Annotated in this window: 15 protein-coding genes; 9 read left to right on the top strand and 6 right to left on the bottom strand. The window is 65.0% G+C overall.

Annotation, left to right across the window (positions count from 1 at the left end):
- Positions 1-32: 32 nt before the first annotated feature.
- Positions 33-1,004, bottom strand: coding sequence for a GlxA family transcriptional regulator (locus tag ACFFP0_RS06735; RefSeq protein ID WP_377257925.1), 972 nt, complete (start codon positions 1,002-1,004; stop codon positions 33-35).
- Between the two features lie 105 nt (positions 1,005-1,109).
- Between ACFFP0_RS06735 and bcoG the strand changes: the two genes are divergently transcribed.
- From bcoG to ACFFP0_RS06715, 4 genes are all read left to right on the top strand, one after another.
- Positions 1,110-2,012: a 3-dehydrocarnitine:acetyl-CoA trimethylamine transferase BcoG gene (gene bcoG / locus ACFFP0_RS06730; RefSeq protein WP_377257922.1), complete on the top strand. Its 903-nt coding sequence runs from the start codon at positions 1,110-1,112 to the stop codon at positions 2,010-2,012.
- 58 nt (positions 2,013-2,070) lie between these two features.
- Positions 2,071-3,558: a carnitine 3-dehydrogenase gene (locus ACFFP0_RS06725; protein WP_377257919.1), complete on the top strand. Its 1,488-nt coding sequence runs from the start codon at positions 2,071-2,073 to the stop codon at positions 3,556-3,558.
- Between the two features lie 210 nt (positions 3,559-3,768).
- Positions 3,769-3,999, top strand: a complete 231-nt coding sequence (locus ACFFP0_RS06720; RefSeq protein ID WP_377257916.1) for a hypothetical protein — start codon at positions 3,769-3,771, stop codon at positions 3,997-3,999.
- A 100-nt stretch (positions 4,000-4,099) separates the two neighbouring features.
- A complete protein-coding gene (locus ACFFP0_RS06715) occupies positions 4,100-4,882 on the top strand; it encodes a DUF1194 domain-containing protein (RefSeq protein ID WP_377257913.1) in 783 nt (260 codons plus the stop codon).
- Between the two features lie 136 nt (positions 4,883-5,018).
- Here the strand turns inward: ACFFP0_RS06715 and ACFFP0_RS06710 are convergent, their stop codons facing one another.
- Positions 5,019-5,675 carry a TetR/AcrR family transcriptional regulator gene (locus ACFFP0_RS06710; RefSeq protein WP_377257910.1) on the bottom strand — a complete coding sequence of 219 codons (657 nt, stop codon included), beginning with the start codon at positions 5,673-5,675 and terminating at the stop codon, positions 5,019-5,021.
- Between the two features lie 111 nt (positions 5,676-5,786).
- On the opposite strand from ACFFP0_RS06710, the gene ACFFP0_RS06705 reads away from it, so the two are divergent.
- Positions 5,787-6,401 carry a hypothetical protein gene (locus ACFFP0_RS06705; protein WP_377257907.1) on the top strand — a complete coding sequence of 205 codons (615 nt, stop codon included), beginning with the start codon at positions 5,787-5,789 and terminating at the stop codon, positions 6,399-6,401.
- On the opposite strand, the gene pobA is transcribed toward ACFFP0_RS06705, so the two are convergent.
- Positions 6,380-7,549 carry a 4-hydroxybenzoate 3-monooxygenase gene (gene pobA, locus ACFFP0_RS06700; RefSeq protein ID WP_377257904.1) on the bottom strand — a complete coding sequence of 390 codons (1,170 nt, stop codon included), beginning with the start codon at positions 7,547-7,549 and terminating at the stop codon, positions 6,380-6,382. The two genes, ACFFP0_RS06705 and pobA, sit on opposite strands and share 22 nt — an antisense overlap.
- Positions 7,550-7,659: 110 nt before the next feature.
- On the opposite strand from pobA, the gene ACFFP0_RS06695 reads away from it, so the two are divergent.
- Positions 7,660-8,562, top strand: coding sequence for a helix-turn-helix domain-containing protein (locus tag ACFFP0_RS06695; RefSeq protein WP_377257901.1), 903 nt, complete (start codon positions 7,660-7,662; stop codon positions 8,560-8,562).
- A 143-nt stretch (positions 8,563-8,705) separates the two neighbouring features.
- A complete protein-coding gene (locus ACFFP0_RS06690) occupies positions 8,706-9,239 on the top strand; it encodes a DUF992 domain-containing protein (protein ID WP_377257898.1) in 534 nt (177 codons plus the stop codon).
- A gap of 60 nt (positions 9,240-9,299) precedes the next feature.
- Here the strand turns inward: ACFFP0_RS06690 and ACFFP0_RS06685 are convergent, their stop codons facing one another.
- The gene (locus ACFFP0_RS06685; RefSeq protein ID WP_377257895.1) at positions 9,300-9,758 is read right to left on the bottom strand and encodes a hypothetical protein; all 459 of its coding nucleotides are present in this window, start codon (positions 9,756-9,758) and stop codon (positions 9,300-9,302) included.
- A gap of 283 nt (positions 9,759-10,041) precedes the next feature.
- Here ACFFP0_RS06685 and ACFFP0_RS06680 point away from each other — a divergent pair, with 283 nt between their 5' ends.
- Positions 10,042-10,947: a S1C family serine protease gene (locus ACFFP0_RS06680; protein ID WP_377257892.1), complete on the top strand. Its 906-nt coding sequence runs from the start codon at positions 10,042-10,044 to the stop codon at positions 10,945-10,947.
- Between the two features lie 136 nt (positions 10,948-11,083).
- Here ACFFP0_RS06680 and ACFFP0_RS06675 read toward each other — a convergent pair whose 3' ends face one another.
- Positions 11,084-12,340: a glycerate kinase type-2 family protein gene (locus ACFFP0_RS06675; RefSeq protein ID WP_377257889.1), complete on the bottom strand. Its 1,257-nt coding sequence runs from the start codon at positions 12,338-12,340 to the stop codon at positions 11,084-11,086.
- A gap of 150 nt (positions 12,341-12,490) precedes the next feature.
- Between ACFFP0_RS06675 and ACFFP0_RS06670 the strand changes: the two genes are divergently transcribed.
- Positions 12,491-12,823 carry a hypothetical protein gene (locus tag ACFFP0_RS06670; RefSeq protein WP_377257886.1) on the top strand — a complete coding sequence of 111 codons (333 nt, stop codon included), beginning with the start codon at positions 12,491-12,493 and terminating at the stop codon, positions 12,821-12,823.
- An 8-nt stretch (positions 12,824-12,831) separates the two neighbouring features.
- Here the strand turns inward: ACFFP0_RS06670 and pcaQ are convergent, their stop codons facing one another.
- Positions 12,832-13,758, bottom strand: coding sequence for a pca operon transcription factor PcaQ (pcaQ, locus tag ACFFP0_RS06665; RefSeq protein ID WP_377257883.1), 927 nt, complete (start codon positions 13,756-13,758; stop codon positions 12,832-12,834).
- Positions 13,759-13,845 lie beyond the last annotated feature (87 nt).

Genomic DNA, 13,845 nt, shown 5'->3' with positions numbered 1-13,845 from the left:
TTCCCGCCGTGAGGAAGGCCTGCCGGCGCGCGTCAGGTCTTCGCTTTCAGCCGCCGGCGGGTGTCGCTTGGGCTTTCGCGGTAGTGCGCCCGGTAGCTGCGGGAAAAGGCCGAGGCCGAGTTGAAGCCGGTCGCGGCGGCGATGTCGGCGAATGTCGCGCGCGTCTCGATCACCTTCCGCCGCGCCGCGTTGAGCCGCAGGGCGAGATAGTGTTCGCGCGGCGCGACGCCCATGACGTCGTTGAAGAGGTCCTGCAGGTGCCGGGCGCTGATGCCCGCCCGTCTCGCCAGCCGGGCAAGCGGAAGCGGGGTCTCGACCGTCTCCTCCATCAGCTTCACCGCCGCCTGCACCCGCGTGTCGACGATCCGCATCTTGCCGATGGCCGGCACCTGCAGGAGATCGCCGCGGGTGCGCTCCTGCTCGTAGATGAAGAGCCGCGAGACTTCGAGCGCCAGAGAATAGCCGTGCGCGCGGCGGATCAGCTCCAGCATCAGGTCGAGCGTCGGCAGCGAACCGCCGGTGGTGATGCGCTTGCCGTCGATGACGAAGCGCTCGCGGATCATGTTCACCTGCGGATAGGCGGTCGAGAAGTCTTCAAAGTCCTCCCAGTGGGTGGTGGCGGAAAAGCCGTCGAGAAGGCTGGTATCGGCGAGGATGAACGAGCCCGTCTCGATGCCGGCGATCAGCGTGCGGTGGCGCGCCGTCCGGGAAAGCTGGAATTTCAGCTCCCGCGTGGCGCCCTTCTTCCAGTTGTAGCTGGAGAGCACGAAAAGCGGATCGGTTTCCTGCCCCGGCCGGAAGGACGCCGAGACGGGGATCGGAATGCCCGCCGTGGTCTCGACCGGCTGCCCGTTCGGCGAAAAGAGCGTCCAGCGGTAGAGCGCGCGTCCGGCGATGCGGTTTGCGGCGCGCAGGGGCTCGATCACCGAGGCGATGAGGATGAGATTGGTTTCCGGCAGCACCAGAATGTCGAAATGCTGCTCGTCCGCGAATGTCCCGATCATCGCCGCGCGCCTCCCGCTTCCGATAATGTATGGAATGGCGCCGGAAATGAAAAGCATTCCCGGCTTTTCCGGTTCGTAATGGGCAAAACGAACAAGGAGGGGAACATGCCGCTCGAGATGAATCGCGAGGTTTTCATCACCTGCGCCGTCACCGGCGCGGGCGATACGACCGCCAAGTCCGGACACGTTCCGATCACCCCGAAACAGATCGCCGAGTCGGCGATCGAGGCCGCCAGGGCGGGCGCCGCGGTCGTTCACTGCCACGTCCGCAATCCGGAGACGGGGGCCGCCGCCCGCAACAGGGAACTCTACAGGGAGGTGACCGACCGCATCCGCTCGGCGGATGTGGACGTGGTGCTGAACCTCACCGCCGGCATGGGCGGCGACCTCGTGTTCGGCAATGTCGAGGCGCCGTTCCCGGTCAATCCCGCCGGCACGGACATGGCGGGCGCCACGGAGCGCGTCGCCCACGTCGCCGAATGCCTGCCGGAAATCTGTACGCTCGATTGCGGCACGATGAACTTTTCGCTCGGCGACTATGTGATGACCAACACGCCTTCGATGCTGCGTGAGATGGCGCGGCAGATGACGGCGCTCGGCGTGCGGCCCGAGATCGAGGCCTTCGATACCGGCCATCTGTGGTTCGCCAGGCAGCTCGTGGAAGAAGGACTGATCGAGGACCCGGTGCTGATCCAGCTCTGCATGGGCATTCCGTGGGGCGCGCCGGACGATCTCAACACGTTCATGGCGATGGTCAACAACGTGCCGAAGCACTGGACCTTCTCGGCCTTCTCGATCGGCCGCAACGCGCTCGGCTATCCGGCGGCGGCGGTGCTCGCCGGCGGCAATGTCCGCGTCGGGCTGGAGGACAACCTCTATGCCGGCAAGGGCCGGCTCGCCACCAATGCCGAACTCGTCGAAAAGGCGGTCGGCGTGATCGAGGGCATGGGCGCGAAGATCATCGGGCCGGACCAGGTGCGTGAGAAGTTGAAGCTCAGGAAGCGGTGACGTTCTGCCGAAGGCCGGATGAGAGGGTGTTCATGCGAGACAGAGGCGAGGAACCAAGATGACCAGCATCCGGAAGGCAGCCTGCATCGGCGGCGGCGTGATCGGCGGGGCGTGGGCGGCCCGCTTCGCGCTCGCCGGCATCGACGTCAACATGTACGACCCGCATCCCGAAGCGGCCCGCATCGTCGGCGAGGTGCTGGCCAATGCCGAGCGCGCCTACGGCATGCTCACCATGGCGCCGCTTCCGCCCAGGGGAAGGATCGTCTTCTGCGCGTCCCTCAAGGAGGCGGTCCAGGGCGCCGACTGGATTCAGGAAAGTGTGCCGGAGCGGCTGGAGCTGAAGCGCGGCGTGCTGACCGAGATCGACGCGGCCGCCAGCCCGGACGCGCTGATCGGCTCCTCCACCTCAGGCCTGATGCCGACCGACCTGCAGCGGGACATGAAGCACCCGGAGCGCATGTTCGTCGCGCATCCCTACAACCCGGTTTATCTGCTGCCGCTCGCCGAGCTGGTCGGCGGCGGCAAGACATCCGCCGAGACGCTGAAGGCCGCGCAGGAAAAGCTCGCGCCGATCGGCATGAAGGGCGTCGTCATCAAGAGGGAGATCGAGGCCTTTGTCGGAGATCGCCTGCTGGAGGCCGTCTGGCGCGAGGGACTGTGGTTGATCCACGACGACATCTGCGACACGGAAACGCTGGACGACGTGATCCGTTATTCCTTCGGCATGCGCTGGGCGCAGATGGGCCTGTTCGAGACCTATCGCATCGCTGGCGGCGAGGCGGGCATGCGCCACTTCCTGGCGCAGTTCGGCCCCTGCCTCTCCTGGCCCTGGACGAAGCTCACCGATGTGGTGGATCTCGACGATGCGCTGATCGACAAGATCGCCGCGCAGTCGGACGCGCAGTCCGGCGCCCGCGGTATCCGCGAGCTGGAGCGCATCCGCGACGAAAACCTCGTCGGCATCATGCAGGCGCTGAAGGCCGGCGATGGCGGCAGGGGCTGGGGCGCCGGCAAGATCCTCGCCGGGTTCGAGAAGCATCTCTGGAAGACCGCGCCGAAAAAGGAGGCGAGGCCGGGCAGGGAGCCGCTCGACCTCCTGGAGATCAAGGTCCATCCGTCCTGGATCGATTATAACGGCCACATGACCGAGTTCCGTTATGCGCAATGTTTTGCCGACGCGAGCGACTCGCTGCTGCGCCTGATCGGCGTGGACATGGACTATGTCGCGGCCGGCAACAGCTATTACACGGTCGAGACCCACACCCGGCTGCTCGATGAAGCCAGGCTCGGCGACCTGCTCAGGGTCAGCGCCCAGATCCTGCCCTCCTCGGACGGCAGGAAGTTGCAGAGCTTCATGTCGCTGACCCGCGCGGACGGCACGCTGCTCGCCACCTGCGAACACCTGATGCTGCATGTGTCCTCCGCCGAGGGCAAGGCGGTGCCGCCGGGAGCGGACGTGATGGGCAGGCTGCAACCGCTGATCGACGCGCACGGGGATTTGCCGCCGCCGGAGGGGGCGGGGCGCTCGGTGGGGCAGAAAAGGTAAATCATGGGCGCTACGGGAAGATACCCCCTCTGCCCGGCGGGATCGCAATTCTAACCCGCAAGAAATTGTAGTCATTGAAAAGCCTGGATAATTCCCTTCTTCTATACAAGAAATAAAGAAGGATCGGATTCACTGACGCTGGCGGCTGCGTTACCTTCCGGATTGCGAAATGATTCGTAGAACAACGCTGATGATCTAGCGAGGCTGCCTTTGAACGGACAAAGTCATGCCAGTGAGGATGGTCATTCGATCGAGCATTGGGCGATGAACCGCGCCCATCAGATCGTCGTCCATCAGGGAATGAGCCTGGTGGAGGCGGCCCAGTGCCTCGACCACAAACGGACCAATGCCAATACCTATGCCCTTCGCAAGGCGATCATGGATTGCCTGATCGAAGCCTTGACGCAGGGGGCGAAAGCACCCGTGCCGGCGGCGGAATAGGGCATCACCGAAAGTTGAAGGGACGCGCGCGGCGGGGAGTCGCCCGTGATCCAACCTGTGTTACAGTTTCGTCACGACGAACGCAGTGATTGGATTGCCCATGCTCACAACACTTGCGATGCTCATGACCCTCTCCGCCTCGGCGGCGCCCGTGGTGGCCCAGGCAAAGGGAGGAGAGGTCGATGTGGAACTGATTCTCGCGGTCGATACGTCCCGCTCCATGGATTATGAGGAAGTCCGCATCCAGCGCGAAGGTTATGTCGAGGCGCTCAAGCACAAGGAGTTCATCGACGCGGTGAAGACCGGGCTTACCGGCCGCATTGCGATCAGCTATTTCGAGTGGGCGGGTGACGTGGTGCCCGATTCCGTCATCGACTGGCAGGTGATCGAGAGCGAAAAGGACGCGATCGACTTCGCCGACAGGCTGGAGGCGCGGCCGATCAACACCCAGCGGCGGACATCGATCTCGGCGGCGATCGCCCAGGGCGCGACGATGCTCGTCGCCAATTCCTATCACGGCATGCGGCAGGTGATCGACGTTTCCGGCGACGGGCCAAACAATTCCGGCAATCCGGTCGTGCCGGCGCGTGACAAGGCGCTGGAGGCGGGCCTCGTCATCAACGGCCTCGCGATCATGGTGCGCCCTTCCGGCGCGCCGGGCGGGCTCGACAAATATTACGCGGATTGCGTTGTCGGCGGTCCTGGCTCCTTCGTCCTGCCGGTCCACAAGATAGAGGATTTCGCGGTCGCGGTGCGCCGCAAGCTGGTCATGGAGATCAGCGGCCTGCCGCCGCCGGCGACCGTGCAGAAGATTGCCGGCGTTCAGCCGACGACCGACTGTCTCGTCGGTGAAAAGCAGTGGCAGGACCTTTTCGACCGCTGATCTCAAGGGCCTGCGGACAATCGGGTTTCGGCCCCGGTTTGATAAGCTGAGACTTACCTTTCTGGCCGGCGGGAAGAATCGGCGAGCCGGGGCGCAACGAGCGCCGTCCGGTTGCGCTCCAGGTACGGGCGCTTCGTTACGGCCGGTGCGAGGCCAGCCCTTCGACGAATAGATCGAGGGCGCGGCGCATCGCCTCGTCGGGCGCGCGGCTGACCCGCCATTCCGGAAAATGCCCGTCGATATACATTCTCGAAAGCCCGTAGACGAAGGCGCGGGCCGAGAGCATCACGTCTTCCGCATCGACCGATGCCCGAATGGCCCCTTGAGCCTGGGCGCGCTGCACGAGCGCCGCCGTTTTCTGCCGCAGCCGCTCGTTTTCGGCGACAAGAGTCCCGGAAGCGGGGAAATCGATCAGCGAACGGGAGCTGATGATCTGGAAATGCGTCGGATTTTCCCGCGCCCAGCGGAGATAGCCGAGGCCGAACGCCCGCAACTCGTCCATGGGGTTGCCGCTTCGGACCTGCGACAGGGCGGCTTCGACCGAATGGGCCAGCCGGGACATCGCCTGCTCCGCGACAGCGGTCAGCAATGCCGTCTTGTTCGCGAAATGCCGGAACGGCGCGCCCGGCGAGACCCCGGCCTTCTTGGCCACTTCGCGGACCGACAGGTTTTCGACGCCCTTCTCCTCGATCAGGGCAATGGCGGCGGCGATCAGCGCCTCCACCAGATTGCCGTGGTGATAGGTTTTCCGGGCGGGGTTTTCGGTCGATTTCGATGGAGCGCTGTCAGGCATGCCGCGACCCTACCACGCAATCACATTTTTGTAAGCGGTGATTACATCGATTGTCTTTCATTGCCCTTTATGTAAACACTGATTACATAAAGATGCACGGGAGTATGGAAGATGATGCCCAACCGATGGCGTTTGACCGGCTCGGCCGCCCTGTTGCTGCTGGCGATGGTTTTGGCAATGTACGGCCTGGCGTCCGACACGGCGGAAGCGTCGAGGCTGGTAATCCGCTGGACCGCGCGCCTGTCGCTGGTCCTTTTCCTGATGGCGTTCACCGCCTCGGCCTGGGCGCGGCTGGTGCCGAACGGGTTCACCCTCTGGCAGGTCCGGAACCGGCGGTATCTGGGCCTGTCCTTTGCGCTTTCGCATATCGTGCATCTGGCGGCGATAGGGACGCTGCTCGCGGTGAACGAAGCGCTGTTCTGGCAGCTCACCAACATGGCGACGATCTTCGCCGGCGGCCTCGCCTATGTCTTCATCCTGCTCATGGCGGTCACCTCCTTCGATCCGGTCGCGAGCGCGATCGGGCGAAGGGCCTGGCGCTGGCTCCACGGGTTCGGCGCCTGGTATATCTGGATGTCCTTCGTCTTCACCTTCGGCAAGCGCGCCGTCATGGACGGCTCCTACCTGCCGGCGATGGCGCTCATCTTTGCGGCGCTTGGCATCAGGCTGCTGGCCTGTTTCCGGCCCGGCGACCGGGCGCCTTCTCAGTACGGCAACCCGACATAGTTCTCCGCGAGCGCGGTCGAGGCCGCCTGCGAGCCGACGAGGTAATCGAGTTCGGCCTCCTGGATCTTCTGGCCGAACTCGCCGGTATCGGGGAACCGGTGCATCAGCGTCGTCATCGACCAGGAGAAGCGCACCGCCCGCCAGACGCGCTTCAGCGCCCGGTCCGAATAGGCGTCGATGCCGGCGCTGGATTTCTCCCCGTAATAGGCCCGAAGGCCGTCGAACAGGTAATGGACATCGCTCGCCGCGAGATTGAGGCCCTTGGCGCCGGTCGGCGGCACGATATGCGCCGCGTCGCCGACAAGGAAAAGCGCGCCGAAGCGCATCGGCTCGGCGACGAAGGAGCGCAGCGGAGCGATCGACTTCTCGAAGGAGGGGCCAACGATCATGTTTCCGGCATGTTCGGCCGGCAGCCGCCGGCGCAGTTCGTCGTAGAAACGGTCGTCCGGCCAGTTCTCGATCTTCTCGTCCAGCGCGCACTGGATGTAGTAGCGGCTGCGGGTCTGCGAGCGCATGGAGCAGAGCGCGAAGCCGCGCGGATGGTTGGCGTAGATGAGTTCGTGGTTGACCGGCGGCACGTCCGCGAGGATGCCGAGCCAGCCGAAGGGATAGACACGCTCGAAGGTTTGCAGCGCGCTCTGCGGCACCGACTTGCGGCTCACGCCGTGATAGCCGTCGCAACCGGCGATGAAATCGCAATCGATCCGGTGGGTGACGCCGTCCTTCTCGTGGGTGACGTAAGGCTTGTCCCCATCGAAATCGTGCGGCGTGACATTGGCCGTCTCGTAGACCGAAACGCCGCCTGAGGCCTCGCGCCTGTCCATCAGATCGTGGGTAAGTTCCGTCTGACCATAGACCATGACGCGTTTCCCGGTGAGCCCGAAAAGGTCGATGCGGTGGTCGCGACCGTCGAAGGCGAGCGAGAAGCCCTCGTGCGGCAGGCCCTCCCGGTGCATGCGCCCGCCCGCCCCGGCCCGGTCGAGCATGCCGACCATGCCCTCCTCCAGCACGCCGGCGCGCACGCGGCCGAGGATGTAGTCCTTGCCGACGCGATCGAGGATGACGTTGTCGATGCCGGCATTGGTCAACAACTGGCCGAGCAGCAGGCCGGACGGCCCCGATCCGATGATGACGACTTGAGTGCGCATGAAATCCTCCCGAAAATCTGTCTTATGCTAAGCGGGCGATCAGGGTCCCGAACATGGACATTTCACGCAATCTATAGGACAAAGCGAACATCCCCTTGCTGGAGCGTTCTATGCTTTCGCCAGTGCCCACTTACGATCTCTATGGAGAAAGTCGCTCGAAACGGCCGGATTTCTGGCTGCATTGCGAAACGATCGCTTCGCGCAGCAGCACGCATCAGTGGGAGATCGGCCGCCATCGCCACGAGAGTTTCCAGCAGTTTTTGTACATTCGGAACGGATCGGGCGATGCGATCCTCGGGGCTTCGACCGTCGCGCTCGTTCCTCCCTGCGTCGTTGCGGTGCCGCCGGGCGTCGGCCATGGCTTCCGTTTCTCCCGCGATATCGACGGGATGGTGATCACGCTGGTGGCAGAGCGGCTGCGGCTGACCGCGGGGCTTGCAAAACGGCCGGGCGACTGGCTGTCGGCCCCGCGGATGATTCCGTTGCCGGCCGGCGACGACGCCCGTTATCTCGACGAGACCTTCTCACGCCTCTTCGCCGAATTCGAGGCACGCCGCGCCGGCCGCAACGATCTGATCGAGGCTTATCTGACGGCGGCGATCCTCATCCTCGGCCGCGTGGTCGGCGCCGACGACGATGGCGCGGCGGGCGCGGGGGACATCAATCTTGCTCGCGTCGAGGCGCTGAAGGACCTGATCGGCCGGCATTTCCGCGAGCAGATGCCGGCCGAAGACTATGCCAGGCACCTGAACCTTTCGCCGACCCATCTCAATCGCGTGGTGCGCGAGGTCACGGGCATGAGCATCCACGATCTCGTCATGGCCCGCGTCATGGACGAGGCCCGCCGTGCGCTCGTCTTCACCACGGCGAGCGTGCAGTCGATCGCCGACGGGCTCGGTTTCGCCGACGCCGCCTATTTTTCCCGCTGCTTCAGGAAGCGCACCGGCCAAACGCCGCGCCAATACCGCGAGACGGAGCGCGAAAGCCTGCGGCTGGTGGAAGCCGCAGCCTGAGCCGCTCACGTTCGGCGCGGGCATGTGACAATTTGTGTGTTGCGGCGCGAGATCATTCTTCTGCCACAAGCGTTGCCCATCGCTGGCTGTCCGCGTACGTGATTCCCAATGACGGGCGGCTAAAGAATTAAAGGAGTACAGGGATGAATAAGTTTGTTGCCGTGGCGCTTGCCGCACTTCCGGTTCTGACGAGCGCCGGAACGGCCTTTTCGGCCGATGTGATTTCCCGCCGGGACCGGGTTCCGGTCTATGAGGAGCCGGACCAGCGCGGCGGCGTGCGCATTGGCTATCTGGATTGCACGATCAGCGGCGGTGTCGGCTACGTGCTGGGTTCCGCCAAGGAAGCCGACTGCGTCTTCACCTCGGCAATCGGCAGCGAGCCGATCGACCGCTATACCGGCGTGGTGCGCAAGATGGGCGTGGACCTGGGCTTCACCACCCGCTCGCGCCTGATCTGGGCCGTTTTCGCCCCGACCGCCGGCTATCACCACGGTTCGCTCGGCGGGCTCTACCAGGGCGCCACGGCCGAGGCCACGGTGGGTGCGGGCATCGGCGCGAACATTCTCGTCGGCGGCACGGCCGGCTCCATCCACCTGCAGACGGTGAGCGTCACCGGCCAGCTCGGCCTCAACGTCGCCGCGACCGGCACTTCGGTCACGCTGACGCCGGCAAGCTGAGCCTGCCGTTCTTCTTCTGCCGCCGATTGGGCGGCAGAAGGCCCCCGCAGACCTGCCGGGCTATTGCGGAAGATCGGAACGTCCCAGCCATTCGTCCCCCTCGACCGGATCGCCGCTCCAGTCCCAGTGCCAGGCGGCGCGGTTGGGGTGGCGGTCGTTGAGGCGGGGAACCGCGCCGAGACTCCTGAAAAATGAGGGATAGCCGATCTCGGCATATTCCAGGTGGTTCTCCCGGAAGACGATCCGCCGGCAATTCAGATTGGTCCTGACGCAGTCGCGAAACGCGAGCGCCATCGCGCGACCGGCGGACCGACCCTCTATCCTCAGTTTGCGATTTGGCTTCCATGTCGCAAAATGGAGAACGTTCGTCACCCCGTTTGCCGCATCATAGTTCGTGATGTCGATATGGCCCAGGGGCCTGTTTCCCCAGTGCGACTCCAGACCGAAGCCTGTCCGCCCGTGGGCGATCGCGCGCCAGTCCACGTCTTCCTTGCCGTCCCTGAAGAAGATTCCCGTCAAATGCCTCCGGCCCCCGTTTCCGATGCCGCTTCGCCCAGGCAGAAGCGATCCACTTGTCTGATAGGAAACGTGCGTTAAGCGAGCGTAACCCGGCGGCGACGGGGCCGTTGGATCACCGCGGCGACAAGCAGGCCCGCGCGGGCCGGCGATGCGCCGGTCGGCCTGCCGTTTCGCCGTCCCTTGCGTCGCGCCGTTCACATTCATACCTTAAAGAAACAGTATGGTCCGGTCGCGGAGATCCTTGCAGGCTTCCGGCCGGTATCGCCTCATCAGGAATTGCATCATGGATATCGAAAAAATCTTGCGGTCCGTCGTGGCTGTGCGCGCCTCAATTCCGGAGAATGCCTTTACGGCCGATGCGCTCGGCACGCGCCGAGAAGGCAACGGCGTCGTCATCCGCGACAACGGTCTGGTGCTGACGATCGGTTATCTCATCACCGAGGCGGAGGACGTCTGGCTGACGCGGCATGACGGGAGCGTGGTGCCCGCCCATGCGCTCGCCTATGACCAGGAGAGCGGTTTCGGCCTCGTGCAGGCGCTCGCTCCGCTCGATCTGCCATCGCTTGAACTGGGCGATTCCGATAGCGCCCATGTGGGCGACCCGGTGGTGTTCGCCGATGGCGAAGGCCAGTATGTCCGCGGCAATATCGTCGCCAAGCAGGAATTCGCCGGCTATTGGGAATATCTGATCGACGAGGCGATCTTCATCGCGCCGGCGCATCCTTCCTGGGGCGGCGCGGGGCTGATCGATGCGGAAGGCAAGCTGATCGGCATCGGGTCGCTGCGTCTGCAGATGAGCAAGGGCGGCGAGATCGCCGACATCAACATGGTCGTGCCGATCAACCTGCTGCAGCCGATCCTCGACGACGTATTGAACCGCGGCGAGATCAACAAGCCGCCGCGCCCCTGGCTCGGCGCGTTCTCGGCGGAGAGCAATGGCGAGGTCGTCGTCATGAGCGTGACCGAAAACGGCCCCGCCGCCAAGGCGGGCCTGCGCCGCGGGGACGTCATCTCGGAGATCCGCGACGGCGAGGTCGACGGGCTTGCGGACTTCTACCGCAAGATCTGGGAAAGCGGCCCGCCGGGCGCGGAAATCCCGATGCGCATCCTGCGCGACGGTCGCGAGGCCTGGCTTAAGGTGAAGTCCGCCGACCGCAACGATTTCCTGCGGAAGCCGCAGTTGCAGTAGCACCCCGGCCATTCCCTGTGGGAGCAGGGCAATTGCATTGAGCAGAATATTCCGAGGCTTCTGTGGAATGGTAAGGGGAGCAAGTCGCACTTGCGCGGTTTTCCGCATGCGATGGCCCAGGAGGGTGAGCGAAATCCTACCGCACCAGGATCGCCCGGAAATCGTTGACGTTGGTTCCGGTCGGGCCGGTGGTGAAGACATCGCCGATGGCGCGGAAGCCGGAAAAGCTGTCATTGCCGTCGAGCAGCCTGCGCCCGTCCAGGCCGGCGGCGCGCAGGCGGCGCGCGGTCGTGCCATCGGCAAAGGCGCCGGCATTCGTTTCCGACCCGTCCATGCCGTCGGTATCGGCGGCGAGCGCCGTGACGTCGTAGCCGTCGATCGCCAGCGCCAGCGCGAGCGCGAATTCGCCGTTGCGACCGCCCTTGCCGCCTTTTCCCCGCAGGGTCACCGTGGTCTCGCCGCCGGAAAGCAGCACGGCCGGCCTGGCGAAAGGCCGGTCGCGAAGCGCCACTTCCCGCGCGAGGGCCGCATGGACCAGCGCGACGTCGCGGGATTCGCCCTCGACGGAATCCGACAGGATATAGGGCGTCACGCCACGGGCGCGGGCGACGTCCGCCGCCGCCGCCAGCGATACGCCGGCGGAGGCGATCACATGGTGCTCATGGCGGGCGAAGACGAGGTCGTCCGGTTTCGGCGCGTCCGCCGCCGGCGAATTCAGGTGCGCGATCATGGCCTCCGGCAGTTTCAGGCGGTACTGCTCGACGATCGCAAGCGCGTCCTGCCGCGTCGTCGCGTCCGGAATGGTCGGGCCGGAGGCGACGAAGGCCGGATTGTCGCCGGGAATGTCGGAAACGATCAGGCTGACGACGCGGGCCTGGGTCGCCGCCGCAAGCCTGCCGCCCTTGATGGTCGAAAGATGTTTGCGCACGACGTTCATGGCGGAGATCGGCGCGCCGGACGCCAGCAGCGTCTCGTTCAGCGCGATCTCGTCTTCCAGCGTCAGGCCTTCGGGCGGAGCGGGCAGCAGCGCCGAGCCACCGCCGCAGATGAGCGCGATGACGAGGTCCTGTCCGGAGAGGCCGGAGACGGCCTCCACAAGACGTCTGGCCCCGGCAAGGCCCGCCGCATCCGGCACGGGGTGCGAGGCTTCGAGGATTTCGATCGATCTTGTCTCGCAGCCGTAGCCGTAGCGGGTCACGACGATGCCGGAGAGCGGTCCGGCCCAGACGCTTTCCAGCGCTGCGGCCATCTGCGCGGCGCCCTTGCCGGCGCCGATCACGACGGTGCGGCCGTTTTCCGGCGGGGAGGGCAGATGCTTGCTGATGCCGGTCAGCGGATCGGCTGCCTTCACGGCCGCGGCGAACAGCGCTTCCAGCAAGTCCCGGTCCGTCATCGATCGCTCCTCCTCTTCTCGTCGCCGGCCCTTTCGATCACGCCGGTTGACAGCCGTCAACCGGGCTTGATCGGCCGCGCTCCCTTCACCCGGAACAAAGATGGCGGGCACAGGTTGTCCTCGAGGGCCACCGAAGGGAAGGAGCAATCCATGGCAGAACATCTGAAGGAGGCCGGTTATCCCGGCCAGATCGATATCGACGGCACGCGCTCGCCCGTCACCTACAAGCTCAAGGCCCGCAGGGAGGACGGCGGCGCGTTCCGCGTGGCGGTGAGCCTGACGGCCCCGCGCGACTGGCTGCTGAAACAGGGTTTCCGGAAGGAGGCACTGCTGGTTCGCCAGGGCGGGGACGAGATGCCGATCCATTTCGAGGAGACGCTGAACGTGGCGGACAATATCTCGGTGACGCTCCGCGCCGACGACGCGGTGATCGCTTCCAGGGACGAATTGCGCCGCAAGTTCCCGGAACTGCGGATGGGCTGAACCTCCGCCTATCGTCCCGGCATGATTTCTCCCGCCGCCTGGCGGATCGTCTGCATGAGGATGGAAACCGGCGTCGACGGCGCCGCGTCGGCGCGCATGGTCAGGCCGACCGGGCCGCGGGTCTCGCCCGTGTCGATCGGCAGCGTCGCGAGGATTCCGTCCCCGATATCGGCGGCGACCACGCCCGAGGAGATGATCCAGATCGCATCGCTTTCGCGCACGAAGGCGCGGCCGAAGGCGTCCGAGACGGTCTCTATCTGGGTGGGAAGGCTGGCGACGCCGTTGGCGATCAGGAACTGCTCGACAGACGGCCGGATGATCGAGCCGCGCGTCGGCATCAGCACCGGATATTCCGCAAAGCCTCCGAAGATCGAACGCTTGCCGCCGAGCAGCGGATGGCCGGGGCGGACGACGAACACGACCTGCTCGGAATAGAGGTGCTCGAAGGAAAGTCCGGTCATCTTTTCCGGGGAAGCCAGCCGGCCGACGACGAGATCGAGGTCGCCGATCCGGAGCTGTTCCATCAGAACGGCGTTGTCGCCTGTCACGATCTTGACCCGGCTGCCGGTCTTCTCGGCCAGGAACAGGGTCATGGCGCGCGGCATGACCCGCGTCGAAACCGTGGGCAGCGCGCCGACGCGCACCGGCGGGGCGGATTCGAAGAGTTCCTGGGAGACGGAGTCGATGCCCTGGCGCAGCGCCGTCAGCGCCGCGCCCGCATGGCGCAGAAAAACCTCGCCATACCGCGTTATGCGGATGCCGCGGCCCTCGCGCTCGAAGACGGCGACGCCCAGCGCCTCTTCGAGTTCGCGTATGGTCTTGGTCACGGCCGGCTGGCTGACATTCAGGATTTCGGCCGCCCTGACCACGCTTTTCTGGCGGGCAACCTCCATGAATGTATGCAAGTGCCGGAATTTGACTCTGGGATTGATCAAAATCAAATAACCTGACGGTTAGGAGAACGCGTATAAAATATCATTTTACCTAACCGAAAACTAGTGCAATCTATCAAGGTAAGAGGA

It is taken from the genome of Neorhizobium puerariae (genome assembly GCF_042429745.1).
Lineage (GTDB): Bacteria > Pseudomonadota > Alphaproteobacteria > Rhizobiales > Rhizobiaceae > Neorhizobium > Neorhizobium puerariae.
Note: the sequence above shows the minus strand (reverse complement) of the source record. Positions and strands in the feature narration are given on the sequence as shown.

Bases quoted from the DNA above. Each gene is read 5' to 3' on its own strand.
- ACFFP0_RS06735 (WP_377257925.1), bottom strand. From the start codon at position 1,004: ATGATCGGGACATTCGCGGACGAGCAGCATTTCGACATTCTGGTGCTG.
- bcoG (WP_377257922.1), top strand. From the start codon at position 1,110: ATGCCGCTCGAGATGAATCGCGAGGTTTTCATCACCTGCGCCGTCACC.
- ACFFP0_RS06725 (WP_377257919.1), top strand. From the start codon at position 2,071: ATGACCAGCATCCGGAAGGCAGCCTGCATCGGCGGCGGCGTGATCGGC.
- ACFFP0_RS06715 (WP_377257913.1), top strand. From the start codon at position 4,100: ATGCTCACAACACTTGCGATGCTCATGACCCTCTCCGCCTCGGCGGCG.
- ACFFP0_RS06710 (WP_377257910.1), bottom strand. From the start codon at position 5,675: ATGCCTGACAGCGCTCCATCGAAATCGACCGAAAACCCCGCCCGGAAA.
- ACFFP0_RS06705 (WP_377257907.1), top strand. From the start codon at position 5,787: ATGATGCCCAACCGATGGCGTTTGACCGGCTCGGCCGCCCTGTTGCTG.
- pobA (WP_377257904.1), bottom strand. From the start codon at position 7,549: ATGCGCACTCAAGTCGTCATCATCGGATCGGGGCCGTCCGGCCTGCTG.
- ACFFP0_RS06695 (WP_377257901.1), top strand. From the start codon at position 7,660: ATGCTTTCGCCAGTGCCCACTTACGATCTCTATGGAGAAAGTCGCTCG.
- ACFFP0_RS06690 (WP_377257898.1), top strand. From the start codon at position 8,706: ATGAATAAGTTTGTTGCCGTGGCGCTTGCCGCACTTCCGGTTCTGACG.
- ACFFP0_RS06680 (WP_377257892.1), top strand. From the start codon at position 10,042: ATGGATATCGAAAAAATCTTGCGGTCCGTCGTGGCTGTGCGCGCCTCA.
- ACFFP0_RS06675 (WP_377257889.1), bottom strand. From the start codon at position 12,340: ATGACGGACCGGGACTTGCTGGAAGCGCTGTTCGCCGCGGCCGTGAAG.
- ACFFP0_RS06670 (WP_377257886.1), top strand. From the start codon at position 12,491: ATGGCAGAACATCTGAAGGAGGCCGGTTATCCCGGCCAGATCGATATC.